The sequence below is a fragment of the Winogradskyella alexanderae genome, assembly GCF_020166335.1.
Taxonomy (GTDB): Bacteria; Bacteroidota; Bacteroidia; order Flavobacteriales; family Flavobacteriaceae; genus Winogradskyella; species Winogradskyella alexanderae.
Map to the genome: position 1 here is coordinate 188555 of NZ_JAIUJR010000005.1, position 26152 is coordinate 214706.

26 protein-coding genes are annotated in these 26152 nt (G+C 33.9%); 11 read left to right on the plus strand and 15 right to left on the minus strand.

Annotated elements, in window-relative coordinates; genetic code table 11:
- Positions 1-17: 17 nt before the first annotated feature.
- From LBU54_RS09215 to LBU54_RS09230, 4 genes are all read right to left on the minus strand, one after another.
- Positions 18-473 (minus strand): cold-shock protein, encoded by a 456-nt coding sequence (locus LBU54_RS09215; protein ID WP_224528603.1) that lies wholly within the window; start codon positions 471-473, stop codon positions 18-20.
- A 178-nt stretch (positions 474-651) separates the two neighbouring features.
- Positions 652-1353: a hypothetical protein gene (locus tag LBU54_RS09220; RefSeq protein WP_224528605.1), complete on the minus strand. Its 702-nt coding sequence runs from the start codon at positions 1351-1353 to the stop codon at positions 652-654.
- 91 nt (positions 1354-1444) lie between these two features.
- A complete protein-coding gene (locus LBU54_RS09225) occupies positions 1445-2725 on the minus strand; it encodes an NAD(P)/FAD-dependent oxidoreductase (protein ID WP_224528606.1) in 1281 nt (426 codons plus the stop codon).
- 7 nt (positions 2726-2732) lie between these two features.
- A complete protein-coding gene (locus LBU54_RS09230) occupies positions 2733-3221 on the minus strand; it encodes a DUF4251 domain-containing protein (protein WP_224528608.1) in 489 nt (162 codons plus the stop codon).
- A gap of 146 nt (positions 3222-3367) precedes the next feature.
- On the opposite strand from LBU54_RS09230, the gene LBU54_RS09235 reads away from it, so the two are divergent.
- From LBU54_RS09235 to LBU54_RS09245, 3 genes are all read left to right on the plus strand, one after another.
- On the plus strand, positions 3368-3661 hold the full coding sequence (locus LBU54_RS09235) for a DUF3817 domain-containing protein (RefSeq protein ID WP_224528709.1): 294 nt from the start codon (positions 3368-3370) through the stop codon (positions 3659-3661).
- Positions 3648-4892, plus strand: coding sequence for a mechanosensitive ion channel family protein (locus LBU54_RS09240; protein ID WP_224528609.1), 1245 nt, complete (start codon positions 3648-3650; stop codon positions 4890-4892). The genes LBU54_RS09235 and LBU54_RS09240 overlap by 14 nt, the downstream gene beginning before the upstream one ends.
- 115 nt (positions 4893-5007) lie before the next feature.
- Positions 5008-5424: a glyoxalase gene (locus tag LBU54_RS09245; RefSeq protein ID WP_224528611.1), complete on the plus strand. Its 417-nt coding sequence runs from the start codon at positions 5008-5010 to the stop codon at positions 5422-5424.
- Here the strand turns inward: LBU54_RS09245 and LBU54_RS09250 are convergent.
- The 3 genes from LBU54_RS09250 to LBU54_RS09260 form a co-directional block, all read right to left on the minus strand.
- Positions 5421-6098 (minus strand): DUF2461 domain-containing protein, encoded by a 678-nt coding sequence (locus LBU54_RS09250; protein WP_224528613.1) that lies wholly within the window; start codon positions 6096-6098, stop codon positions 5421-5423. The genes LBU54_RS09245 and LBU54_RS09250 overlap by 4 nt on opposite strands.
- A 70-nt stretch (positions 6099-6168) precedes the next feature.
- On the minus strand, positions 6169-7071 hold the full coding sequence (locus LBU54_RS09255) for a mechanosensitive ion channel family protein (protein ID WP_224528614.1): 903 nt from the start codon (positions 7069-7071) through the stop codon (positions 6169-6171).
- A gap of 52 nt (positions 7072-7123) precedes the next feature.
- On the minus strand, positions 7124-7621 hold the full coding sequence (locus LBU54_RS09260) for a Dps family protein (RefSeq protein WP_224528616.1): 498 nt from the start codon (positions 7619-7621) through the stop codon (positions 7124-7126).
- Positions 7622-7873: 252 nt separating this feature from the next.
- Here LBU54_RS09260 and LBU54_RS09265 point away from each other — a divergent pair, with 252 nt between their 5' ends.
- The 3 genes from LBU54_RS09265 to LBU54_RS09275 all read left to right on the plus strand — a co-directional run bounded on the left by LBU54_RS09265 (position 7874) and on the right by LBU54_RS09275 (position 10478).
- Entirely contained in the window at positions 7874-8095 is a 222-nt protein-coding gene (locus tag LBU54_RS09265) for a hypothetical protein (RefSeq protein WP_224528618.1), read from the plus strand.
- A 146-nt stretch (positions 8096-8241) separates the two neighbouring features.
- Complete coding sequence (locus LBU54_RS09270; protein WP_224528620.1) at positions 8242-8658, plus strand: hypothetical protein; 417 nt, start codon at positions 8242-8244, stop codon at positions 8656-8658.
- A gap of 92 nt (positions 8659-8750) precedes the next feature.
- Entirely contained in the window at positions 8751-10478 is a 1728-nt protein-coding gene (locus LBU54_RS09275) for a sodium:solute symporter family protein (protein WP_224528621.1), read from the plus strand.
- On the opposite strand, the gene LBU54_RS09280 is transcribed toward LBU54_RS09275, so the two are convergent.
- Entirely contained in the window at positions 10475-11260 is a 786-nt protein-coding gene (locus tag LBU54_RS09280; RefSeq protein ID WP_224528623.1) for a tRNA pseudouridine synthase A, read from the minus strand. The two genes, LBU54_RS09275 and LBU54_RS09280, sit on opposite strands and share 4 nt — an antisense overlap.
- A gap of 40 nt (positions 11261-11300) precedes the next feature.
- Entirely contained in the window at positions 11301-11861 is a 561-nt protein-coding gene (locus LBU54_RS09285; protein WP_224528625.1) for a DUF4251 domain-containing protein, read from the minus strand.
- A gap of 258 nt (positions 11862-12119) precedes the next feature.
- Here LBU54_RS09285 and LBU54_RS09290 point away from each other — a divergent pair, with 258 nt between their 5' ends.
- Positions 12120-12968, plus strand: a complete 849-nt coding sequence (locus LBU54_RS09290; protein ID WP_224528627.1) for a T9SS type A sorting domain-containing protein — start codon at positions 12120-12122, stop codon at positions 12966-12968.
- Between the two features lie 76 nt (positions 12969-13044).
- Here the strand turns inward: LBU54_RS09290 and LBU54_RS09295 are convergent, their stop codons facing one another.
- Both LBU54_RS09295 and LBU54_RS09300 read right to left on the minus strand, forming a co-directional pair.
- Positions 13045-13428: a hypothetical protein gene (locus LBU54_RS09295; protein ID WP_224528629.1), complete on the minus strand. Its 384-nt coding sequence runs from the start codon at positions 13426-13428 to the stop codon at positions 13045-13047.
- Positions 13429-13439: 11 nt separating this feature from the next.
- Entirely contained in the window at positions 13440-15560 is a 2121-nt protein-coding gene (locus LBU54_RS09300; protein ID WP_224528631.1) for an elongation factor G, read from the minus strand.
- Positions 15561-15686: 126 nt separating this feature from the next.
- Here LBU54_RS09300 and LBU54_RS09305 point away from each other — a divergent pair, with 126 nt between their 5' ends.
- Both LBU54_RS09305 and LBU54_RS09310 read left to right on the plus strand, forming a co-directional pair.
- Complete coding sequence (locus LBU54_RS09305; protein ID WP_224528633.1) at positions 15687-16502, plus strand: DUF1853 family protein; 816 nt, start codon at positions 15687-15689, stop codon at positions 16500-16502.
- Between the two features lie 28 nt (positions 16503-16530).
- Positions 16531-17088, plus strand: coding sequence for a pseudouridine synthase (locus LBU54_RS09310; RefSeq protein WP_224528635.1), 558 nt, complete (start codon positions 16531-16533; stop codon positions 17086-17088).
- Here LBU54_RS09310 and LBU54_RS09315 read toward each other — a convergent pair.
- A complete protein-coding gene (locus LBU54_RS09315; protein WP_224528637.1) occupies positions 17075-17770 on the minus strand; it encodes a hypothetical protein in 696 nt (231 codons plus the stop codon). The two genes, LBU54_RS09310 and LBU54_RS09315, sit on opposite strands and share 14 nt — an antisense overlap.
- A gap of 135 nt (positions 17771-17905) precedes the next feature.
- Positions 17906-19414, minus strand: coding sequence for a DEAD/DEAH box helicase (locus tag LBU54_RS09320; RefSeq protein ID WP_224528640.1), 1509 nt, complete (start codon positions 19412-19414; stop codon positions 17906-17908).
- A gap of 134 nt (positions 19415-19548) precedes the next feature.
- On the opposite strand from LBU54_RS09320, the gene LBU54_RS09325 reads away from it, so the two are divergent.
- Entirely contained in the window at positions 19549-20115 is a 567-nt protein-coding gene (locus tag LBU54_RS09325; protein WP_224528641.1) for an ExbD/TolR family protein, read from the plus strand.
- 523 nt (positions 20116-20638) lie between these two features.
- On the opposite strand, the gene LBU54_RS09330 is transcribed toward LBU54_RS09325, so the two are convergent.
- Positions 20639-22954 carry a T9SS type A sorting domain-containing protein gene (locus LBU54_RS09330; protein ID WP_224528642.1) on the minus strand — a complete coding sequence of 772 codons (2316 nt, stop codon included), beginning with the start codon at positions 22952-22954 and terminating at the stop codon, positions 20639-20641.
- 106 nt (positions 22955-23060) lie between these two features.
- Positions 23061-25061: an alpha-ketoacid dehydrogenase subunit alpha/beta gene (locus LBU54_RS09335; RefSeq protein ID WP_224528643.1), complete on the minus strand. Its 2001-nt coding sequence runs from the start codon at positions 25059-25061 to the stop codon at positions 23061-23063.
- A 140-nt stretch (positions 25062-25201) separates the two neighbouring features.
- On the opposite strand from LBU54_RS09335, the gene LBU54_RS09340 reads away from it, so the two are divergent.
- Positions 25202-26152, plus strand: a complete 951-nt coding sequence (locus tag LBU54_RS09340; RefSeq protein ID WP_224528644.1) for an isopenicillin N synthase family dioxygenase — start codon at positions 25202-25204, stop codon at positions 26150-26152.

The window sequence follows — 26152 nt, forward strand, 5'->3', positions numbered from 1 at the left end:
AGGACTAAAAATAAGACCTAGGATTTTTTTACTCTTACGGCATTCATTCCTTTTTGGCCTTTTTCAAGCTCAAAAGTCACTTTGTCATTTTCAATGATATCATCTATGATACCGCTAATATGGGTGAAATACTTTTCATTTGTCTCGATATCTATAATGAAACCAAATCCTTTTGAACTGTCAAAAAACGAAACTTTACCCTTTCTAATTGGGTCAAATTCTTCATCGGTTTCTTCCTTTTTTGGTATGCCTAATTCAATATTTTCAGCTTTTACCTTTACCTTCATTGAAGGGTCTGGTGGTGTATCCGTTAAATTACCGTTGTAATCTACATAAGCGATTGGTATACCTTTAGAACCGCCCTCTTCTTTTGCTAGTTTGCGCGCTTCCATTTTTTTACGTTTGTCTTCGCGCTTTTTTAAACGTTTTTTTTCTTTCTCACTTTTACTAAATGTTTGTTGTGATCTACCCATGTAATAATATATAATTAATATTTACTTGCTTAAGAAAATACTAATAAAGATTACAGGTTAACAATATTAACAGCGCATCTCAAAATACCGGAAAAATAACTTGGAATAAATGTTACTTGTGAGGTGTACCTTCAATAAACTTTGATAAAGGTACAATTTCTAATCCAAAAAAATTACTTTATAAACTATAAACAATACCTAACATAATCCTTGGCATTAATCCAGGTTGATTAATTGCATCATTTGCATCACTAAATTCAAATTCTCTATTGTTGTTTTGGTTATCATTTCTAGGATTCACATTATCATTATCAGGGCTATAAGACGTATCATGTCCCTTTAAGGTGTTATTAAAAAAATAGTCTAAACCTGCCAAGGCTACAAGGTCTAATCGTTCAGATATTTTAAAATGAGTTTCTGCACCCAAACCAATTCCAAATTGTCTAGAGGTAACATCAAAATCTTCATTACCGCCTATATACTTAAAATTAGCTCTAAAGCTTGAATAACGAGGGCCGAATACTATGTAGGCTTCATTTAGATTGAAAAGGTTCGTTTCCCATAAAAAATCAAAACGGTAATCAAAAGCTTTTGCCTTTTCTTGAGGCACGCCATTAGTGGCATTGTTGATAAAAATTCGTCTTGCGTCTGCTGAGCTTCCTGGGTCTAAGCTCGTGTAGCCAACACCGACCCGAAAATGAACAGGTAAGCTTTCAATCGGTTTAATAGCTGTTAAAGTAGTTTGAAACCCTAATCCTCTATTGAATCCGACATTTATTCCCAAGCCAAATTTAGATTGCTTGTCTGGAGTTGTTTGAGCATTAATAATATTAAATGAAGTAATCATTAGGAATAATCCCATCGTTTTAAGTAGGTTCATAATTTAATTATTAGGTTAAATGTTTGGGGCTGCCAAAATGGCAATAGGATATATACGTATTAAACCTAAAAAAAGATGATATAAATGAAATTTATATATATTCAGAGGATATGTTCTCAACAACAAGACCATCTTCTAAGCTCATTATTAATCCTTGAGCAGCCCTTTCTCCTGAGAGCATAGCCGCGTTCAATGAACCGTTAAGTAGATGGTCTCCGGCAAGATAAATATTAGGTTTTAATTGTGTTTCAGTTGGTGAAATCTCATATTGCAAATGTTCTATGTCTGGTAACGCTTGTTTGATATGGTAACTTTTCAAGAACTTTACATTGTCAATTTTACAGTACTGTTTTAGTTCTTCTTCTACTCTTTTTATAAGCTCCGTTTGGTCAAGCTCATGTTGCTTTACAACTGTAACGGATAAAAGTTCTGACTCACCTTTATGCTTCGTTTTTAAACTATTGTGAAAAAAGACATTATTTATTAGTGCTTCTTCATTTGCTACTAATCCTATTAAGGGCTTATTGATACTTCGCTTTTCTACTTCAAAATAAAGATTGAAGCAAGACTTCCAATCTGTTTTTTGATCTTTAAGGTTAGTGACAAATTGGTTTGGTGCAGTAGCGATTATTGTAAAATGAGTTTCTAGTTGGTCATCATTTTCCAAGATTAATTTATTGTCCCTTACCTCCTTAACCTTGGTGTTAAATCTAATTTCCGTGTTATTGAGATTAGATTGCAATTGATTTGATATTGCTCCTATTCCTTCCAGTGGTAAGGTAGCCAAACCTTCTCCAAACATTTTATAAATAAACTCAAACATTATGCTTGATGTTCTTAGCTCTGGCTCAAGAAAAATACCAGTAAAAAAGGGTTTAAAAAATTTGCTAATTATTCTATCGGAAAAACCATATTCCTTCAAGTAATCTAGTGTTGACTTAGATACTGAACCAAAAATTTCATTGATGGATTTTTTCTTTAACTGTGTATTGAGTTTTAAAATTTTGAGTTTATCAGAAAGCGTCCCGACATTGGCCGTTATGGTTGGCCACAATAGGCGGATATCTCTTAGCGGATCGCCAATAGTTTGTGATTTACCCTCAGAAAAAATAACAGCTCCTGGCAAAAATTCTTGTAGCTTTAATGCTTTGTAATCTAAATGCAATTTAGCCATGGGATAAGCATCTAGCAACACCTGAAACCCTTGATCCAATTGATAGCCCTCAACAATGTCTGTTTTTATACGCCCTCCTACTCGATCTGATGCTTCAAGAATTATTGGTCTGTAACCGTTTTCCTCAAGAACTTTTGCTGCGATTAAACCACTAATTCCTGCACCAATAATGTATATAATATATTCTTCGCGCTCCATGCTCTATCTAAATTCTTTCAATAATTCCTCTATACTCAATGCTATCTCTATTGTTTATAACATTTAAAATAGAATTGCCATTAGGCATTATCTTAATTTTAAATTGATAATTAAAATTGTGTACTGTGGTATTAAAAGACACTTCTATTATTTTATTGCGTTCATCGCTATAAACCTTATATTCCCTTAAAGCTTGTTTATTTAATTGAATAAGACCAGTCTCGTTATCAGAGAAGGGTAATAAACTGCCTTCCAACTGACTATTGTTTATTTTTAATGTGCTCAGATTTTTTTCGCGCTGCATTCCATCGTATATCAGGTTAGCACTGAATTTAAAATTACCATATTCAACTGTTTGTAATGAATTGTTATAGGTCCTTTCAAAAGAATCTTTCTTCTTATTATTATCCTGAGCATGCAAACTGGATATAGTGCCTATTCCTAGAACCGTAACAACCAACAACAGTTTACCTAAAGTACTTATGGAATATTTCATACGTTATATTAAGGGTTTAGTTGAATACTTCAATTTTTATATGCTAAAGATAATTAATAGAATTCTAGTTCTTATGATTTTCTTAAAAGCTGTTAAATTGGTTATTTAAAAGTGCTTTCATTACTATTTTTGCAAAAAATTTAATGATGGTTAAACAGTTGTCTTTATTCAGGCTTGTAGCTTTATTGGAAGGATTGTCTTATATCTTATTGTTATTTGTAGCGGTTCCAATAAAATATCTCTTAGATGACCCACAATACGTAAAACTTTTAGGAATGCCACACGGATTATTTTTTATCGCTTATATTGTCCTTGCGATTATGGTAAGCACAGACATGAAATGGTCTAATAGGACTATGTTTATTATTATGTTAGCATCTATAATCCCTTTTGGTACTTTTTATATTGACAAAAAATACTTAAGAAATGCTCAAATTTAGCGTGAGACACTACATTTACGATATTTTAATTGAGAAGGGGTTCTCTGAAACTACTGCGCAATATGCAAATATGATTTGTTTGTTAATTGCAGTATTATTGATTGCCTTTATAGTAGACTTTATAACTAAACGTATTTTAAGGCGATTCTCAGCAGGTTTAGCAAAACGTACTAAAACCAATTTTGATGACATATTAATCAGCAACAAACTACCGCGAAATGTAGCCCATATTATACCGCTAATAATTTTAATTGAATTTGTCCCTCAGGTTTTCACAGATTTTGATTATACCGAAAATATAATTGAAAAAACACTTAAAATAATAGCCATCTTATTAACGCTTCGGATAATAAGAAGTTTTTTAAATTCTGTAAAAGACTATTTAAAAACGCTCTCAAGATACAAGGATAAACCTATTGACAGCTACATCCAAGTCTTTATGATATTTGGATGGATACTCGGAATATTCGCTATTTTTTCTATACTTACGGGACTCACCTTCATAAAATTTGCAATATCGTTAGGAACGGCTTCAGCAGTTATCTTGCTTATTTTTAAAGATACAATTTTAGGTTTTGTTGCCAGTATACAAGTTAGCATTAACGATATGGTGAGGATTGGTGATTGGATTACATTTGAAAAATATGGTGCAGACGGCGATGTTATCGAAATTAGCCTTGCTACAGTTAAAGTTCAGAATTGGGACAAAACCATAACGACTATCCCAACCTATGCTTTAATATCAGATTCGTTCAAAAACTGGAGAGGTATGATGTCTTCAGGTGGAAGGCGAATCAAGCGTTCCGTTATCATAAAAACATCGACCATCAAATTTCTCAATGATGAAGATATTGAACATTTTAAAAACATTGAACTCATCACAAATTACATTAACGAGCGTTCAAGTGAAATAAAAAAGTTTAATGCCGACAACAATGTAGATAAGTCCATTTTGATAAACGGTAGAAACCTTACAAACTTTGGTGTTTTTAGAAAATATCTTCAAACCTATATTGAGCGACATTCGGCTATAAATAAAAATATGACACTGATGGTTAGGCAACTTGAACCAACGCCACAAGGCATACCAATGGAAATTTATGCCTTTAGTTCTGATATAAGATGGCAGAATTATGAATATATAATGGGCGATATTTTTGACCATGTTCTTGCCGCTGTAACGTATTTTGATTTGCAAATCTACGAGCTAAGCGTTGCAAACTCAGATTAGTATTTAAAACTTACGGATTCATTGTTAATAAGACCGTTAACAACATAATGAACCTTTATTTGTCTGGCTAAGCATAATAGCTAAATTTAAGTCCAAATTAATCCTAAACCTAGTTATGAATAAACGTACCGACGACCTAATAGCCATTAGACCTGTTATTGCCTCAGCAAAAATTTACGATTCAATGAGTGAAGACGAGCTATTTCAAAATAAGACGCTCAGACCAATTATTAAAATGCAGCACGATTTGTTTATCGCAGTTTTTAAAAATTATATTGCCAAGCGCAAAAATGTCTTCTACGAACTATCACTACAAAAGCAGTTGGATTATATTGATAATGCCATCCACAAGGACATGAAATTTAGAAATTCTATAAAAGGAATGATTATTGGCCAGTTTACTGTTGAAGAGTATGATAATTACATCCAGAATTCATCTGCTTTGAATAAACGCATGATGAATATTGTAAAAAATAGGATTATAAACAGTATTCAACTTTTTGTTAAGCCAGAGGTGTTAAAAGCGGTTTAAAGTAAAGTTTCACCATTTAAATTGGTGGTTAATACATCGCTCATATAATCAAAGAAAGGTCTTATTTGCACAAAGGCTTCATTTACCTGATCTAAAAAATCATCTGAAACCACAGCTACATCAGTATATTTTTTTATAAAGATATATTGCTTTTTTCTGATGAGATCTATTGCTGGATGTGTTTTATCAAATCCTTTTGGAGCAGTTTTTAATTCATCACCTACAAATCCACCCCAAATTGAATTGAATGATTTGTTTTCTAGAATTTCTCTCATTTCGCTATCATCCATTTCAAATTCTTTTCTGATTCTAAAAAGGTCGTCTTTATTAGGTTCCCAAAAACCAGTTGCAATAAAAGATTCATTATTTGGCTGTATGTGAAGATAGTAACCACCTCTTAATTCGGGTTTTTTTCTGTGGAAGGCACCACCAAAATGGGTTTTATATGGTAATTTATTCTTGGAAAATCTTACATCTCTATAAATCCTGAAGACTTTCACCTTTTCTATTTGATCATGCAAACTCATTAAACTTCCCAAATGATTATAAGCCTCCTTTACTTTTGCCTCTATTCCTTTAAATTCTGGTTTGTGTTCATTAAACCAGTCACGGTTGTTGTTTTTAGATAATCTAATTAAAAATGGTAAGGTTTCCTTTGGAATTGATGTGTGCATTATAACTGTGTTTTAAATAAAAATAAAAAAAGCCATCTGTTTTAGATGGCTTCTTAACTACTTATTAACTTTAGTTATTGGAAAAAGCGTCTTGCAAATCTGGAGTATTGACTTTTAATTTATTGTCAAATTGAAGCGTTCTAATAGGAAACGGAATATTGATTCCGGCTTTATCATAAGCCTTTTTAATCTCAATAATAGCTTTGGTTTTAGCCCTCAATTTTTCTAGCATACTTTCTGCATCAATCCAGAATCTACAAAGGTAATTTATGGAGCTATCACCAAATTCGGTATAATAAAATTCAACGTCTTCTGATTCTTCCACCTGATCGAAAGTATTGGCTATAGTTTGTTTTGTGAGTTGTTCAACTTTTTCCAGATCTGATTCGTAGCCAACGCCGCATTCTAAAAAGACACGCATTTTTGTTGTTAGTGAATAATTTTTCAGAGGATTCTCTAAAATAGTTTTATTTGGAATTACGACAATATTATTATCGGCTTCACGTAATGTAAAGTCCTTGAGATTTATATCTATAACCTCACCAGAAAACCCTGTTGTCTCTACCCAGTTGCCAATTTGAATCTTTTTTCTAAATGACAAAATTAAACCAGCAAAGGTATTGGCTAAAGTGCCTTGTAGGGCTAGACCTATCACCAAACCAACAACTCCAGCACCAGCTAGTAATGACGTTAATGCTTTACCAAGATTCATTACACCCAATGCCATAAATAATCCCATCGAAACCACGATTACAGCCGTAACCCTAGAAATAGCGTTCTTAATGGATTCTTGCTCAACTTTTCTGGCCACAAGTTTACCTACAAGTCTACTTACGTATTTCGCGGTAAAGTAAGACACTGTCATTACTAAAATGGCTAATATAAAGTTGGGGATATATTCTATTGTAGTGTTAAACCAGCCTTGGAGCTTAGTTATTAAAGACTCCCAAGCGGTATTAAATTGATTTTTCATAATTTGAATGTTTGGTGCTTCAGTAAATGATTTTTAATCCATGAATTTAAAACTATACAAGGCTATCATTTAATTGCGATGTGGTTTCTTTTGTAAACGCATCTAACATCCAACTGCTTTTCTCAAGTTCTCTTATGTAAGCTCCGATTAAATCTATGGTACCTTCATCATTGGTTTCCTCTGCTTTCTTTACAACCTTAGACATTTGCCTTAGCAAAATACTGTGATTTTCCAAGAGCGCTTTCACCATTTCAATATCAGTTAATTTTGAGGAGACCTCTTCAATTGACGAAGTCTCTAAATAATCTTTTAGATTGCTCATAGGATGATATCTTAAGGTTAAGATTCGCTCAGCGATTTCATCAATTTTCTTTCTAGCATCTGTATACATATCCTCAAATTTTTCGTGCAATTCAAAGAAATTTTCGCCTAAAATATTCCAATGGAAATTTCTTAGATTTTGATAATAAATGTGATAGTCTGCTAGTAAAGTGTTTAATTCTACAACAGTTGGTAATAATTTTTCGTCGTTAATGTTTAAGTAATTCATAACTATTGTTTTGTTTATATTAATTTTTGTCTCACTATAACATAAGATTATAATACCTTATGTCAAGTCACTTAACAGGGTTTAACGGTTTGACTTTTGTATTAACCTAAGATTATGTTAAATAAACCATAAAATGTTAATTCCATTTAACAGGTTTTAAGGGCTTATAGTCAAATGTTAAAAAATAAGTTTGCGAGTTGATTTAATTTTTACTATAATGCATAACTTTTTTAAAAATCACAATATATTTTTATGGGTAGACCAGCAACTAGACCAACCAAATTAAAGGATGGTTTTTACATTGAAATTAGAAACAAAGGCTCAAAATCAGGTGTTAAACTTTACAGTGGAACAAAACTACAAATGCATCGTGCTATAAAAATGTACGAACGATCTAAAGAAGTCATTATTCTTGGTGAATCGGTAGATGGAAAATTTGTAGACAAAGAGCCAAAATTACACGTTGTAGAATAACAAATTAAATACTTAAAGATTAGGGTGATGGTTTATACTGTCACCCTTTTTTATTGCTCTGAAACTTCCAACTCCTGCTGTTTCAATGATTTTTTTTAACTTAGACATGTTATAAACTAGCTAAATACTAACTAAATCAATTTATTATGTCAACAACTCAAAAACCTCCTATTTGGTTTTGGATTATTAGCATTCTTGCCTTAATCTGGAATATAATAGGTGTAATGGCTTACCTTGGGCGTGCCTTTGCAACCGAGGAAATGATAGCCACATTACCTGAAGAGCAGCAAGCAGAATTTCTCGTTGAATATCCTGCATGGTATACGGCAGCCTTTGCCTTTGCCGTTTTTGGAGGTGCATTAGGATCTTTATTTCTATTGTTCAGAAAAAAATGGGCAATTGCCTTATTTGTAATATCTGCCATTGGCGCAATTGTACAGCACATCTATTTATTTATAAACGTTGAGATGTTGGATTATGTAATGCCAATTGTAGTTATTGTTGTCTGTATTATACTTGTTTGGTTCTCTAGGCATTGCGCGTCAAAAAATTGGATAAATTAAAGTTTAACCAACCAATCGTAAAAAGGTATTAGTTTTTTATTGCTGATACCTTTTTTAGTTTTAAAGCATTAGATTTACACCAAATCCGATTTATGAAATTAAGTACTTTTGATTGGGTCATAATTATCTTTTTTCTGGCCTTATTTGCATTCATAGGTGTCTATGTCTCAAGAAAGGCTGGTAAAAATACAAGTGAATTTTTTCTTTCAGGAAGGAATATGCCATGGTGGTTATTGGGTGTAAGTATGGTAGCAACTACTTTTGCAGCAGACACTCCTGGTTTAGTAACAGAACTGGTTAGAAAAGACGGAGTATCTGGAAATTGGGTCTGGTGGGCTCTCTTACTTACAGGAATGCTTACTGTTTTCTTTTACGCAAAGCTTTGGCGAAGAAGTGGTATAACTACAGATCTCGAGTTTTACGAATTACGGTATTCTGGTAAAAGCGCGGCATTTTTGAGGGGATTTAGAGCCATTTATTTAGGTGTTATTTTTAATATTATTACGATGGCTGGAGTATGCCTCGCAGGCGCTAAAATAGCCAATATTCTTCTGGGATTATCTCAAGAACAAACTTTGCTTTACGCTTCAATTATTGTAGTTTTTTATGCCTCCTTAGGAGGATTAAAAGGTGTTTTGATAACGGATTTTATTCAGTTTATAATAGCAATGGTTGGAAGCGTGTGGGCTACAATATATATTGTAAGATTGCCAGAGATAAACGGCCTTGGTTCATTGTTAAGCCATGAAAGCGTAATGAACAAACTCGCTTTTTTCCCTGATTTTACAAATTCAGAAGCACTTATAACACTTTTAATTATTCCCTTAGCCGTACAATGGTGGAGTACCTGGTATCCTGGTGCAGAACCTGGTGGTGGTGGTTATATAGCTCAACGCATGTTGGCGGCCAAGGACGAAAAACACGCCACTTGGGCCACTTTATTCTTCAATTTTGCACACTATGCTATGCGCCCTTGGCCGTGGATAATTGTAGGATTAGCTTCATTAGTGATTTTCCCTGATTTGGATGCAATTGCCAATACATTTCCAAATCTTACTGCAGAGATGCAAGGTGATGATGTTGCTTATGCCGCAATGATGACTTACTTACCAGCTGGTCTAATAGGCATAGTTATGACGTCTTTAATTGCAGCTTTTATGAGTACAATTTCCACACAATTAAATTGGGGAAGTTCATATGTGGTAAATGATTTCTACAGTAGATTTATCAATAAAGATGCATCTGAAAAGCAGAAAGTCCTAATTGGCAGATTGTCTACAATATTATTAATGTTGTTTGCTGCATGGTTTTCATTTTATTTACAATCTGCTAAAGACGTATTTAATCTACTCTTACAAATTGGTGCTGGTACAGGATTACTTTTTATCCTGAGATGGTTTTGGCATCGCATAAACCCTTATAGCGAAATTGCAGCGATGGTAATTTCGTTTTCAATTGCACTGTTCTTCTTTATTAACGCAAAGTTAGACGCACCAATGGTTAATTTTCCATCACATATTCAACTTGTAATTGGTGTTTTTGTAACTACAGTAGGATGGGTTTTGGTGACATTAGTAACAAAGCCAACAAACGCAAAGACATTAAAAGAATTTGATAATTTAGTCTTTGCCGGTAAATCTAAGTTTGAAGGTATTGGGTTAAAAATCATTGCATTTATTGTAGGGACTTTAGGTGTTTATGTAACGCTATTCAGCATTGGAAGTTTTATCTATGGAAATACCTTAATTGGTTGTATTTTACTTCTTTTAGCAGTTATTTCCTGTATTATAATTGTGAAAATCATTCAGCAAACAGACTAATCAAAATTGAGCGTGTGAAGTATTAAACCTGAAGCAGGAGCGATGTAATCCATTATCTCAGTGCAATTTGGTTTTAGCGTAGATTCTATGTACTCTAAGGTTACCTCTCCCCTTCCAAGCTTGATTAAGCATCCTACCATCAGACGTATTTGATTTCGCATAAAACCTTTGCCTCTAATTTTGTAGACATAGGTTTTATTAGGGAAGAAACTGGCAGTATATATGGTATTCTCAATAATTTCAGACAATTCAATAGTCCTTGTGTATTCGCCCTTATCAGTTGCTTTATAACAATAGGGCTTAAAATTGTGAGTGCCTTCAAATAACTTGGCTCCACTTTTCATAACCTCGACATCTAATGGATCTAAAATCGTAGATAGTATTGGAGCACAAAATGGATGATTTTTGGTACCTTCTGAAAATACGTAGTGATATTCCTTTATTTTGGAATCTTGAATTACATTAAAAGTGTCATCAACTTCTTTAATAGACAATGCACGAATATCTTGAGGCAAATTGTAATTAAAATCCTTTAAAAATTCTTCAAAATCCTTAATTGGTTCATCGTAAAGAAAAAGCTCTAGCGCAGCCTCATTCGCAGAAACCATGGCGTCAGTGCGCCCTGCGCCTAAGGTTTTAAATCTTTGTTTGCCCAAAATATATTTAAGCGTTCTATCGATCATAAAATGAAGGGTTTTAACATCTGGTTGTTTTTGCCAACCATGAAAGCGATAGCCTAAATATTGAATCTTTATTAAATAATAAAACCGTTTGGTAAACATACCGACAAGAACGCCATTTATAAGAAACTATACAAGAAAACTATTCAGAGAGAAGGGCAAAGTTCCCAGTGTAACGTATGGCTGTTCTATTAGAACCATAAATGATTACATTGCTGTCATAATTATTAAACACAACCATTCTAATTCTAAATGTCTCAACCTGATTCTTGGCATCAAACTGAATAATTATTTTCTCACCATTCTTTTTTTCTTCCACACTATAGTTTATGGGTACTCCAGAAAAAATGATACTATTATCTGCTATATCGTTGTAGCCTACATTGCGCATCTCTCCGAAATAAGATAATTTGCCTTCGGTAGTATCGCCATTAATCTTAAAGAAATCATAGTTTCCAGATAAATTAACCTGTCCTCCTAAATTTTGAGAACCTCGCATGAGTTCATTTGTTACCATTATAACATCGTTTGATTGCAACGGAAAGGCAAATTCTGCATTAAATTGAAAAGATTTTGATTCGAGTGCAGATCTAATTTGTTCTAAATTCTCACTTCGCTCTTTTGATGAAAGTTTCTCTTTAGAACTACCACAATTCATTAGCGTGCCAAAAGTAATTAGTAATATGCTTATTTTAAATTTCATAATTCACTTTATGACTCTAACTAAAGGTACAAAATTGATATATGAGATGTGCGTAAGGAATTGTTAATATTTTCAAACTTAAAAAACTGAATTGAACAACATCTCACATTAAATTATCATACTGTTTAACGAGATTAATGGCCATACGTTCTTCCATTAAACGTATAATCGTTTTATATGCGGTTTTGTCGAAAGGATATCTTTTTGTCAGTACTTATTTCTACATTTATATAGCTATTAATCCATTATTCGTACAGAATGAAATCCCTCAGTCCATTAAAGGATTCAGTATTCGAATCCAATAACTATAGACTTTTAAGACACTTTAAGTTTATAGTTGTTGGGCTTTTTTGTATATCCCTATTTAATTTCAAAAAAAACAATCACGTTATAGAAGACATATCCTTTTTCTCCCATATTGGATTGGTTAAACTTCAAATTGATAATGGCTCCAGTAACTTTAGGACCGATATTTATTTTAATACTAATGCATCATTAGGATTAGATCCTGGTTATGATGCTTCTCTTTTTGGAGGTGTAGCACCGTCATTTTCTATTTATTCCCTACTTGTTGAGCAAAACACAGGAATGCCTATGGGCATACAAGCACTTGGCGAAAATGACATGAATGGAACTATTGTACCTATAGGCATCCATGCATTGGCTGGCGATACTATTTCAGTTGCTATTACTGAAAATACAATTTCACCTTCAATAAATATCTATTTGGAGGATACCGCAGAAGGAACTTTAACACTTTTAAACTCTAATAGCTATCAATTTGTAGTACAAGATGATATCTCAAGTTCAGGTCGGTTTTTTCTAAGATTTGGAGCGGATGTTTTAAATATACCTCAGTCTCAATTAAGCCATCTTTCAATTTATTCGGATGCGAACTCTAACGAAATTATAATAAGTGGTTATTTGCAGCATAAAACATCGATGTATCTTTACAACATAAATGGCCAATTACTTGATGAATTTAAATTGGATGCATCTAGCGATAGAAATACGATAAGCAGTTCTAACTTGTCTTCTGGATTTTATATTGTTAAAATAACAGATGACATTGGAAACATAAGAACAGAAAAACTAATAGTTAAGTAAATTGTTTGATTAATTAAAAAAGCCACAAGAGTCAAATCTTGTGGCTTTCTTTGATTAAGTAAGTTAAATGAAACCCTTATAACACCTCTAAAAAGTAATCCATCATTTCTTCTTTAAGATCATAATGTAATTTTATATAAGTGCGCATATCCTCTCTTAAAGTACGCTGTTCATTTTGTAGACGTCCATCAATATTTTCATTGAAATCAACATTATTGATATTTGCCATTTTATTACGACATCTATGCAATAATTTAGAAATCGCATCTTTTTCGATCATAATTCTATTTTGAAAAACTTCTAGTTTAACCATGACCATAGGATCATTATGTCCTCTTTGCACAATTTCCTCTAGTTTTTCTTCAAAGGTGTCCATTTCATTGAAATGAAATCTTAATTCGCGTTTCCAAGTTTCTATATTAAACTTTAAATCGCTTAAATACATTACTTTATTTTGCATATCACTGAAGTTTAGGTGGTTATTAATTCGTGTTGTTTTATTAATTCTTTTTGAATGTGAGTTGGTACAGCTTTGTAGCCTTCAAATTTAGTCGTATAGGTTGCTCTACCTTGGGTAATAGATCGTAACTGACTAGAAAAATCCGATAATTCAGCTGAAGGAATTGTACAGCGTAAAATCTGATAGTGTGCTTCAGTTTCAACACCTTGGATTATAGCTCTTCTACTTTGTAATTCCGTCATTACACCGCCAATCATTTGCTCTGGTGCTCTTAATACCATTTGTTCTATAGGCTCTAACAATTTAGGGTTAGCATTTAAGAATGCTTCTTTAAAAGCATTTGCTCCAGCAATTTTAAATGAGATATCATTAGAGTCTACTTGGTGCATTTTACCATCATATACCATTACCCGAACATCTCTTATATATGAGTCTGTAAGTGGTCCGGATTCCATAACTTCCAAAATACCTTTCATAATTGAAGGTAAATAGCGCTGATCAATTACGCCACCCACAATACAATTGTAAAATACTAGCTTTCCATCCCACGGTAGGTCTACAACCTCTTTACCTCTTAGTGAAAAGCCTTCTGGTTCTGGCATACCTTCATAATAAGGTTCAATTTTTAGGTGAACTTGTCCAAACTGACCAGATCCACCACTTTGCTTTTTGTGCCTGTAATTTGCAGTGGCACTGCGTTGAATGGTTTCTCTATATGATATTTTTGGCGATTCAAACCTTGCTTTTACTTCATAAACATGCTCTAATAACCAATTTAGAGTAGATAAATGTAATTCACCTTGCGTACCAACCAAAGTCTGGTGCGTTTCGTTATTGTAACTCAAATCAACAGTTAAATCTTGGCTGTGTATACGTCTTAAAGCATCACTTAACTTTTCTTCTTCGCTAGAATTTTCTGCAAATACCGCCTTAACCAATCTTGGTTGTGGGTACTTTATAGGCTTAAATGTACCAGCCTCTGCTGTTTGTGCTAAAGTATCATTTGTTTCGGTATATTTAAGTTTTGTTGTTGCACCAATGTCACCAACAGTTAACTTTTCTACAGAATGCTTTTGCTTGCCGTCCATTATGTAAAGCTGATTCAAAGTTTCAGCTTCTCCTGTTCGGGTATTAAAAAGTTTATCATTAGCTTTTACCTCACCAGACATAACCTTGAAAAATGTTATCTGCCCTAGATTAGGCTGATAAACATTCTTAAACACAAATAATGACGTATCTCCATCTATTTCTGGTTTAATCAATTCACCTTCTATAGTTTGCTCTGGCTTTAAATCTCCAGCCGCAGGTGCTATATTATCAATAAATCCCATTAATCGACCCGTACCCATATCTTTTAAAGCAGAAACACAAAATACAGGGAAGAAATCGTGGTTAAGCATACCAAGCTTTATACCTTTTCGAAGTTCTTCTTCATTCAATGTGCCTTTTTCAAAATAGAGCTCCATTAATTCTTCATCGTTCTCTGCAGCCTTCTCCACAAGTTCATTATGTAGCATGGTCGCATATTCCATTTGGTCTTCTGGTATAGGTAGCTTTTCAGGTTTACCGCCTTCTGGACCAAATTTGTAACATTTCATTTTAAGAACATCAATAATACATTGAGCACCATCCAATTTAATGGGGTATTGAACCAATACTGCATTATTACCGACTAACTCTTTTAAGCTATTAACGCTCATTTCAAAGTTGGCCTTTTCGCTATCAATTTTGTTAATTACAAACAATGTGGGTTTATGATATTTATCGACATAGTTCCAAATGATTTCTGTACCAATATCTGCACCGTGCTTAGCATTTATAACAGTAACGATGGTATCTGCAACGCGTATTGATGACATTATTTCTCCAATAAAATCGTCTAATCCTGGCGTATCTATAATATTGATTTTATAATTACGCCATTCGGTGTGCAGAGGGGTAGCAAAAACAGAAGCACCGCGTTGGTGCTCAAATTCATGGTAATCCGATATTGTGTTTTGTTGCTCTACAGTGCCTCGCCTGTTAATTAGACCAGCCTCGAAGAGCATAGTCTCTGATAAGGTGGTCTTGCCGGCGCGATGTGTCCCGACAAAAGCCACATTTTTAATGTGTTTGTTATCGAATACTTTCATATAATAAGAGATTTTAAGCGGTTATATTTCCTTTGAAAAATGTACTGCTAAAGTTACTCTTACTTTAACTCTAAAAACATGATATAAGTTAGGTTTTCAATATTTTTGTGCTAAAACCGTAGGCTGTTGAGCAACAAAACAACATTAATTGAGATGTTTGAAGGATTTCAAACTACTCCACCACTTTGGCATAACGACGAGATTTATGGTATAAATCAGTTTGAACCAAAAAAAACGAACAAACAATTTTTTACGGATATACCAAATCTAAATCTTAGATTGGGTAATTGGGTTGAAAAATTTGTAAGCTTTCAATTAAAAGCATCACCAGAGGCCCAGATATTAGCTGAAAACAGTCAAATAAAAGTTAATAATGAAACCATTGGAGAGCTTGATTTGTTATTTTATTTCAATCATGAGCCTCTACATATGGAAGTTGTTTATAAATTCTATTTGTTTGATAATAAAATAGTTAACGACAATTATTTAGATAAATGGATTGGACCAAATAGGAAAGACACTCTTGTATTTAAATTAAAAAAACTTAAAGAAAAACAACTGCCTTTACTATATCATGATGGTACTATAAGATTATTGAATACACTTAATGTTAATCGTGACGATATAAGTCAGCACACATGCTTTAAAGCACAATTATTCTTACCTTATGGCCAAAATATTAGTGATATTGGCCCAATAAATAATAATTGCATTATCGGTGAATATTTGAATTTTGATGATTTAAATAAACTACGTGATTTTTATTTCTATATACCATCAAAGTTAGATTGGTTATGTAATCCAAAAATTGAGGTAGAATGGAAATCCTTTGAAGATATAAAGCATCCTATCGATAACTTAATATCTAAATATCGCTCACCACTATGTTGGGTAAAAACCCCAGAAAAAGAGTTAAAGAAAATCTTTGTGACTTGGTGGTAGCTGTTATAATCACATACTAAATATATACGTGCATTACTATTACAAACTCTATAAACCCTACGGATACCTAAGTCAGTTCATTAACAATCAAAATAAGCGAAAATCCAAGCGTCTGCTGGGGGACTTATATGAGTTTCCTGCTGGAACAATGGCAGTTGGTAGACTAGATGAAAAATCTGAAGGTTTGCTCCTCTTGACTACTGATGGTAAATTCAGTTATAATATAACCAACTCCAATATTGAAAAAGAATACCATGTTATGGTTGATGGCATAATTAAACAAGAACATATTGAAGTTCTAAGTCAAGGCATTCCAATAACTGTAAAAAGTGAAACTTATACTACAAAACCTTGTAAAGTCTCCCTGTTAAAAGATACATCTCATATAATTGAAAGACCAGTAAGGGATCTAAGACATGGACCAACGAGTTGGCTTTCTATCACATTAACAGAAGGCAAATATAGACAAGTTAGAAAAATGACTGCAACAGTTGGATGCCCAACGCTGCGTTTAGTTAGAGTTAGAATTGGACCTTATTTTATTGATGATATGAAACCTGCTGAAGTTTGGCCTATTCGTTATTAGATGCCTGCTCTGCTTCGTTATTAGCGTCATCTTTTGATTTAATGATCGTCTTTTCGTTATTAAAAACAATTCGTGCCTTAACACCAGTCAAAAGATTCCATTCCTTGGATGAAATTACCCTTCCAGCGTCGTCATACACTACAAACTCTGCAGTGTTTGGTCCCGATTCTCCTTGATTAAGTGCTATAATATCAACAATGTTTCGTCCTTGAGCCAGGTTGACCTCGACCCTTCTATATTGGCTGGTTAAGAGCAACTCGTGCTTTACAATGAATCCATTGAGTACTATTTGCACTCTATCGCCATCAGGATATTCGTGATCACGGCAAACAATATTTACAAATTTTGTATCAACCTTATGCTCACCTAGAAATTGGTCGGACATTGTCTTTACAACTCCTCCTTTTACAAGTTCTTTCTTCCATCGCTTTTCAAAAATTTCCCCAGGATTTTTTAGGCCGTCATCATAGACCATAGAGAAAGGTCTCTCAGACTCTTTAAAAATGAATTTTTTCTCTTCATCTTTAGTACCCTTGCTTTTGTCAGATTCCTTTTCAAATTTTGGCTCTACCTTAATTCGTAGTGGTGTTGAATCCTTATCTTTATCGGATTTTTCAGCAGGAATTCGTATAGATTTCGTTTGCTTGTCCTTTACTTGTGAAAACACAAAGGGTGCACTCAAAATGCTAAAAATTAATACTATAACGTTTAAGGTTTTCACTTTTACTTGGTTAAATCTCTATCCGTTAGATATGGTGCAAAAATCGTACCTACTTCAAAATAAACGCTAAAAAATAAAATTCCTTACAAAAAAACGTTAAAACTTGCCGTTAAAACTTATGCGTAGTTTACGATTATACTCTTCAAAAAGCCAATCTTTATAATTATCCGTACTGTTCATGATACAATAGCCATACTGCTTAATACGGTAAGCTATTTCATCTTGCAATAGTTTAACCAAATCTCTGGCATCATAAACGTCTTCACTATTTTCTATACACATTTTAGAATGCTGGGCAATGGAACGTTCTATTACAGCAAATGACTTTTTGCCAGATTTGATGACATCCTTATAGTGGGCTTTGACGTCAAATTCTAAATCTTCTGAGTTTTTGAATTTTTCTTTTATTGAATCTGGCATAACATAAACAAAATCGCGTTCTAGAGCCTCATCATCAATAATATTCTCAAGGTATAAATCAGGATATTTAAAAATATGTTGCCAATCAACAGGTTGACTCCATGGTCCAAACCTTGCAACATTATTACCTAAATCGATTACCTGAAATGAAGTTCTCTCTTTGTAGATTCTGCTTCCTCTTCCAATCATTTGGAAATAGAGCGTTAGTGAACGTGTTGCTCTATTTAGGATTATAGATTCTACTGACGGTTCGTCAAAACCAGTGGTTAGAATACTTACTGACGTTAAAACTGCATCTGGTGTATATTTAAACCATTTAAGGATATCTTTTCGTTCTTGTTTACTTGCGGTATTATCCAAATGCCTTACGTTGTAACCCGCTTTTTTAAAGGTATAATATACTTCCTTAGACGTATAGATACCATTATTAAAGATCAATGTTTTTTTGCCCCTTGCCAGTTCCTCGTATGCTGTTAGGAGCTTGCTCTGCATCAAGGAATTAGTGTAAAGTGCCTCGGAAGACTTTACGGTATAGTCACCATTAATTCCAATCTTTAATGATGTTAGACCAACATCGTAATGGTACATTTCTGCCGTGGCTAAAAATCCGTTTTTTATTAGGGTAGAAATATCATCACCAACAATTAATTTGTTGTAATTATCTTTCATCGGCAATTTAATATTACTGCTCAGAGGTGTTGCCGTAACACCCAAAATGAAACACTCTTCAAAAAATTTAAATAGCTTTCTAAAAGAATTGTAATGTGCCTCATCAATTATTAAAAGACCAATATTTTTAAGCTCAAAATCGTTATCAGATAATCTATTATTTAGTGTCTCTACCATTGCAACAAAACACATGTAATCATCTTGGTCAGGTAAGGATTTTACCTTGCTATTAATTACTTTGTTTTTTACTTTAAAACCAGACAAAACATTTGAGGTCTGCTTGCATAATTCTATCCTGTGTGTAAGAATAACAACCTTTTTGTTGTGCCTTTCAATATAGCGTCTTACTATTTCGGAAAAAATGACCGTCTTACCACCGCCAGTTGGCAATTGATAGAGCAGGTTAAAGTTCTCTGCTTCTTCTGCCATAACATCAAAAATGCGGTTAAGATCCTTGATTTGATAATCATAGAGTCTTTTTTCAGCGATATTTTCTTTCAATGTTTCTGTTGACATGTAGATTTCCTCAATCGTTAATTTTGCAAAAATAGCACATTGTAAGTGTTTTTTGAAGCTATTGTTAATAACCTTTAACAAGATTGGTATTGTTGTTGTGACTCAACTTGTAATAACATTTTAAACAATTTTTTATGAAAACTATTAGAAGACAGCCAGCTACCATCAATACAGGCTCCATGGCGGATATTGCTTTTTTACTACTAATTTTCTTCTTGGTTACAACAACAATTTCTGCAGATAAGGGAATATTAAGACAACTTCCTGCCCTCTGTCCTCAGGGTGAAAACTGTATTGTAGATATTCCAGAGCATAACCTCTTAAGGATAAGTTTGAATGCAAATAACGAGTTAATGGTAAATAATGATATTATTAGAATTGAAGCACTAAAAGAAGTTGTGATAGGGTTTATAGATAACAATGGCGGTGGCAATTGTAATTACTGTAATGGCATTAAAGATAAGAACGCTTCGGATCATCCTAAAAAAGCGATAATATCCCTCAGTCATGATAAAAGAGCCAACTATCAGGAATACATTAAAGTGCAAGATGAAATTGCAAAAGCATTTTTTAAACTACGATTAGATTATTCGAAGAAGATCTTTGATAAAGAACCTAAAGAATTATCAACATCAGAAATACATACTGTGAAAAGTGCCTACCCTTTTATTCTTTCTGAAGCAAGTTTATCTTTTAAATAGTTAAAAATTGTTAAATCATTACTATGTTATGCAAAGTACTGTAACAAAATTAATTTAAGGTCGTCTATTATATGTAATCAATTAAAAAAACATATATCATGAGAACTTTAAACAACAATCAATTAACAAGTACTACTGTAAATACCAAAACTTATACTTGGAACAATAAAAGACGTTATAGATAAGAACGTAATTCATCAATCATTTTATCAATCATTAAATCAAACAGTTATGAGAACATTAGACAGCAATCAATTAACAAGTAGAACAGAAGGAACTAAAGGTCATTCTTGGAACAAAAAAAGACGTTATAGATAATAACGAAAATCATCAATCATTTTATCAATCACTAAATCAAACAGTTATGAGAACTTTATCAAGAATCGTCAATACATCTAATAGTTTAGATGATGACCTAGAAACAAGAAGACTATGAAAATTGAACCTAATCAAATTCAATTAAAGTAAAAAGCCAGTTTAAAACAAATTAAACTGGCTTTTAGATTTTCTATATATAAAACGTTTACTCCTTAATCATTTTATAAACCATGCTAGTTGAGGTTGTACTTAGTTTTATAAAATAAATTCCACTACTCAACTTACCTAAAGATAATCTGTTTAAGGTGTTGTTACTTAAAGTCCCGGCCCTAACACTTTGACCTAGCGCATTAACAACTTCATAAGTTACAGACTCACTGATATTTTGAGTACGAATATTTAATTCATCTTTTACAGGATTTGGATAAATGGAGACATAATTTGCAAGTGTCTCGTCATCGATACTTAGCGGATCTAGAGCTTTAAATTGTACAGACTCACTGCTGCCAAATTCGCCTCCTGAAATAATAACATTACCATTTTCATCCTCTAAACTGTAGGAACCTGTTCCATATGCGCAACATATGCCATCGCCAAAAGAATCCAATAGTGTAAACGTATAACACTCATCAAATGCTGGAAGTGTTATAGTCTCTTGATAGGTTGTTGCATTAGCATAGCCTGTACCTCCACTGTCAACTAACGTTCCTAAACTATTCCTCACTTCCCAGGTAGTTTCGCTTGCATAATTATCAGTTGTTATATTAAGGATGATTTCATTGGTTGAAAATTCTGGCGAAACATCAAACGCAAAAACGAAACTATCGTTTGTTGTATTTTCATCGGTTGTTCCATTTGGATTTGCTACCTGAATAGTAAAGGTATGACTTCCAGGAGCTATGTTACTGTATACTGGATTTGCCACAACTTCGCTCGCATCAGTAACGAGATTCCCGGTCCAGTTTATTGTAGTTGGCGGTTCTGAATCCAAATAATAAGTTACATCTGCCGATGATAAATTAAGGTTACCTGGATTAATTATTGTTACCTGAGGCGTAAAATCCATATTACATAACAAAGCTTCATTACCGCTTCCAGCAGAAACGCGAGCATCAATATCATAAGTCTCTAATGGCGGATACTGACCAACAACGGTTGCGCCAGTATTACCTGGATCTAACCAATCTCTAAGCCTTGAAGAGGCCGAACTTCCGAAATCCCATGCAACGCCAAAACGGCCGTAATAATCAAATGCTCCATTATTTACCGTACCGCTGCACGCCGCAGCACCACCAGATAGAACCCCTATTAGTTCGCCATTTTCGTTAAATAAACCAGAGCCAGAAGATCCTGGTTCGGTAACACCCAATTCCCACTCCGTGATATACCACATCTGGGTATTTGGATTACCATTAAAGTTAACAGGTTGTCTCACTGCACCATCATCATCCCTGCATGTTTTTTGAATATCACCACTTGGATGGTGAATCCCAAAATTAACATTTGGAGTTTGTGTAGTGGAATTGTTCCAACCTACCCAGACTAAATCTGGATTACTTGCGGCGAAAGTAGGATCTGTAATTTCAACTAATTCCATATCCGATTGAGAGCTATTTGCCCTTAAAATTGCCCCACTTACAGTTTGATTAAATGAACCGTTGGTGCTATTTGTAAATGTTCCGCAGGAAGGATTTGGACTTCTCCAGTTAAATCTGAAGGCCCAACTTCCCTCACCTCCACCACAGTGATTAGCCGTCATGAAATATAAGGTGCCATCGTTATTAGTGTTGTTAATGAGTGTACCTGAACAAAATCCAGTACTTCCAGTCACAAGCATTCCTGCAGCTTTTTTAATATTCTCTTTTACAGTATTCAAATTAAATGGGTCAGCACCTGGAGGTGTTATGTCACAGTCCACATCATGATTACATGCGCCAGAATCATTTAATCCTTTTTGATAAGATTCAGCTGTTCTATAACCATGAATCACAGACCCAACTGTAATTTTAGCCTCTCCAACAACATTTGCAGGTTGATAATATTCTATCCAAGCCTGATTACCATTTACTAACCAAGTTCCTAAAATCTCTTCTGGATTATTATTATGATGTGTAAAAGGTCTTAACAAATCATTCTGCTCGTCATTATAAACATATAATTTTGCACCCTCTGGAATCCAGAAAACATCAAAATAAAAGTTTAAGGTAAGTGCACCTTCTGAAGTGTAAGACATTCTCCATATCTTGTCACCATTAGGTAATGTTGTCCATTGCCCGACCTCATTAAAATCATGATCAACGTATAATTCATAACCAAAACGCCAAGGTTTAGATTTATCCTTATCGTTTACTAGATCTTCATCTTGTAGGCTTTTTAAATCAAATGAAGGTAATTTGAATGGTTTTGGATTAGAGAGTTCGTGTAAAGTAGTCCAACTTGGCGGTTGGACATCTTCGGGGATAATTTGTGCAAAAGTCAATGCCGACACAAACACAAATAGTAATAGTAATTTATTCTTCATGTGGGATTATTTTTAAAGGTGTAATTTACCAATAAATTTGAAAAACATAACTATTTTACGAGCCTAATATCTGACATTCAAAAATTGCAATACTTTATCAAATTAATTAATAGGCAACCAAATCCTTAAGCGCTTGCCCAAGTTTTGATTTGCCCAAGTATTGCTTTTCTAATTGAACAGCGAAAGGGATAGGTGTTTCCATACTAGCGACGCGCTTTACTGGCGCATCCAGATATTCAAAACATTCCTCCATAATAATGGCTGATATGTCGCTTGATATACCGCCAAAGCCAGAATCCTCTTGCAAAAGAAGCACTTTACCTGTTTTTTTTACTGAATTTAATATGGTTTCTTTGTCTAAGGGTTGAAGTGTTCTTAGATCAACCAAATCTGCAGAAATCTCTGGATTATTTTGTAGTACTTCCACAGCCCAATGGACACCAGCACCATAGGTTATAATGCTCACATCATGCCCTTCTTTAACTTTCCTTGCCTTACCAAAAGGAATTGTGTAATAATCTGTTGGTACTTCTTGCCTAATACTTCTGTATAAGGCCTTATGCTCAAAAAACATAACAGGATTAGGGTCGTTTATTGCTGTTGCCAATAGCCCTTTTGCATCATATGGAAAAGCAGGATAGACCACTTTTAAACCTGGGGTTTTTGTAAACCAAGCTTCATTAGTTTGTGAGTGAAATGGTCCGGCACCTACTCCTGCACCACAAGGCATTCTAATCACCACATCCGCTTGTTGATGCCATCGATAATAGGATTTGGCTAAGTAATTTATTATAGGATTAAAACCAGAAGTCACAAAGTCGGAAAATTGCATTTCGACAACAGCTTTCATTCCTGCAATAGATAAGCCCATGCCAGCTTCAACAATAGCAGATTCACAAATTGGAGTATTTCTCACACGGTCTTTACCAAATTGGTTAATAAAACCTTCTGTTATTTTAAATACGCCACCATATTCTGCGATATCTTGACCCATGATTACAAGATCCTTATGTTTCTCCATAGATTGTCTTAGCCCCTGGGAAACAGCATCTACCAGTCTTAATTCTTCAGTTATTTCATTAGGCTTAACTTCTTGATATTCAACTGGCTTATAGACATCATTTAATTCTTCTGTTTCATTAGGCTTTATGTCTTCTTCAGCATATGCCGATTCCAAAGATCTATCAATATCGGCTTTAATTTCAGTCGTATATTTTTCGTCTATTTCTTGTGTGAGGATTTTTTTACTAAATAAGAAGCTTCTATAATTTTCGATGGGGTCTTTTGCTTCCCATTCTTCCATTAATTCTTTTGGAACATATTTTGTACCACTTGCCTCTTCATGGCCTCTTCTTCTAAATGTCTTAAATTCAATAAGAATGGGTCGTGGACGTTTTCTGATACTTTCGGAGAGCTTTTTCAGTTTAGTATACGTTTCTATTACATTGTTTCCGTCTAAAATAAATGATTCAATACCATAACCTTTACCTCTGTCGGCTAAATGTTTGCACCTATACTGTTCGCTAGTTGGTGTAGACAAACCATAACCATTGTTTTCAACACAAAATATTACAGGCAATTGCCAAACAGCGGCAACATTTAATGCCTCATGAAAGTCACCTTCACTTGTGCCACCTTCACCAGTAAAAACCGCGGTAACTTGTCCGTTTTTCTTTAATAAATTGGCAAGGGCAATACCATCTGCAACACCCAATTGAGGGCCTAAATGAGATATCATTCCAACAATATTATAGTCTTGAGTACCAAAGTGAAATGATCTGTCTCTTCCCTTCGTAAAACCACTGGCTTTACCTTGCCATTGACAGAAAAGACGATGCAATGGGATTTCTCGTGTGGTAAACACCCCTAAATTTCTATGCATAGGTAAGATGTATTCATTTGGCTTAAGGGCCATTGTCACACCTACCGCTATAGCCTCCTGGCCAATGCCCGAAAACCATTTTGAAATTTTACCTTGCCTCAAAAGAATAAGCATCTTTTCTTCAATTAGCCTGGGCTTAAGCATATTATAGTAAAGTTTGAGTAGTGTTTTGTCGCTTAAATCCCTTTTGTCGTAATTAATCGTGCTTTTAGTTATGGTGGGCATAAATAATAAGTTAGATGATATCAAAAGTAAATAAAATTGAAGCAATAATTGTACATTAATCTATTTATTGCAAACAATTCTGACCGTAAGTTTTATAGTATTTTCTTTAGATTTGTATATTGACGAAAATTAACAAAATCATGGATAGAATACCGAGCGTTGATTTAAAGGATTTCATTTCTTCTGATCCCAAACGCAAGCAAAAATTTATTGATGAAATTGGCAAAGCATATGAGGAAATAGGGTTTGTTGCATTAAAAGGCCATTTTTTAGATGATGAATTAGTGGATAGACTTTATGCTGAAGTTAAGCATTTTTTTAATCTGCCACTTGAAACCAAAAGAAAATATGAAATTCCAGGTATTGGTGGTCAGCGCGGCTATGTGTCTTTTGGCAAGGAAAGTGCAAAAGGAAAAAAAGAAGGTGATTTAAAGGAATTCTGGCATTTTGGACAATATGTCGAAGATGATGAAAAACGAAAAAACGAATATCCTGAAAACGTAGAGGTAAAAGAACTACCAGAATTTAATAAAGTGGGGAAAGAAACCTACAAAATGCTTGAAAAAACAGCAAAATATGTTTTGCGTGCTCTGGCATTACATTTGGGTCTTGAAGAAACCTATTTTGATGACTACATACATAATGGTAATTCTATTTTACGACCCATTCACTACCCTCCTATATTAGAGGAACCAAAAGATGCGGTGCGAGCGGCAGCTCATGGCGATATTAATCTAATTACATTGTTAATGGGTGCTCAAGGCAGGGGTTTACAAGTCCAACGACACGATGGCGAATGGATTGATGCTATTGCAGAGCCTGATGAACTTATGATTAATGTTGGAGATATGCTCTCAAGACACACTAATAGCAAGCTAAAATCTACAATTCACAGAGTTGTAAACCCACCTCGAGAGCTTTGGGGAACTTCACGTTATTCCATTCCGTTTTTTATGCATCCTATAAGTGAAATGAAATTAGATGTACTTGAAAGCTGTGTAGATGAAGAAAACCCAAAGCAGTTTGATGATATCACTGCGGGTGAGTTTTTAAATGAACGGCTTGTTGAACTTGGTTTGATAAAAAAATAA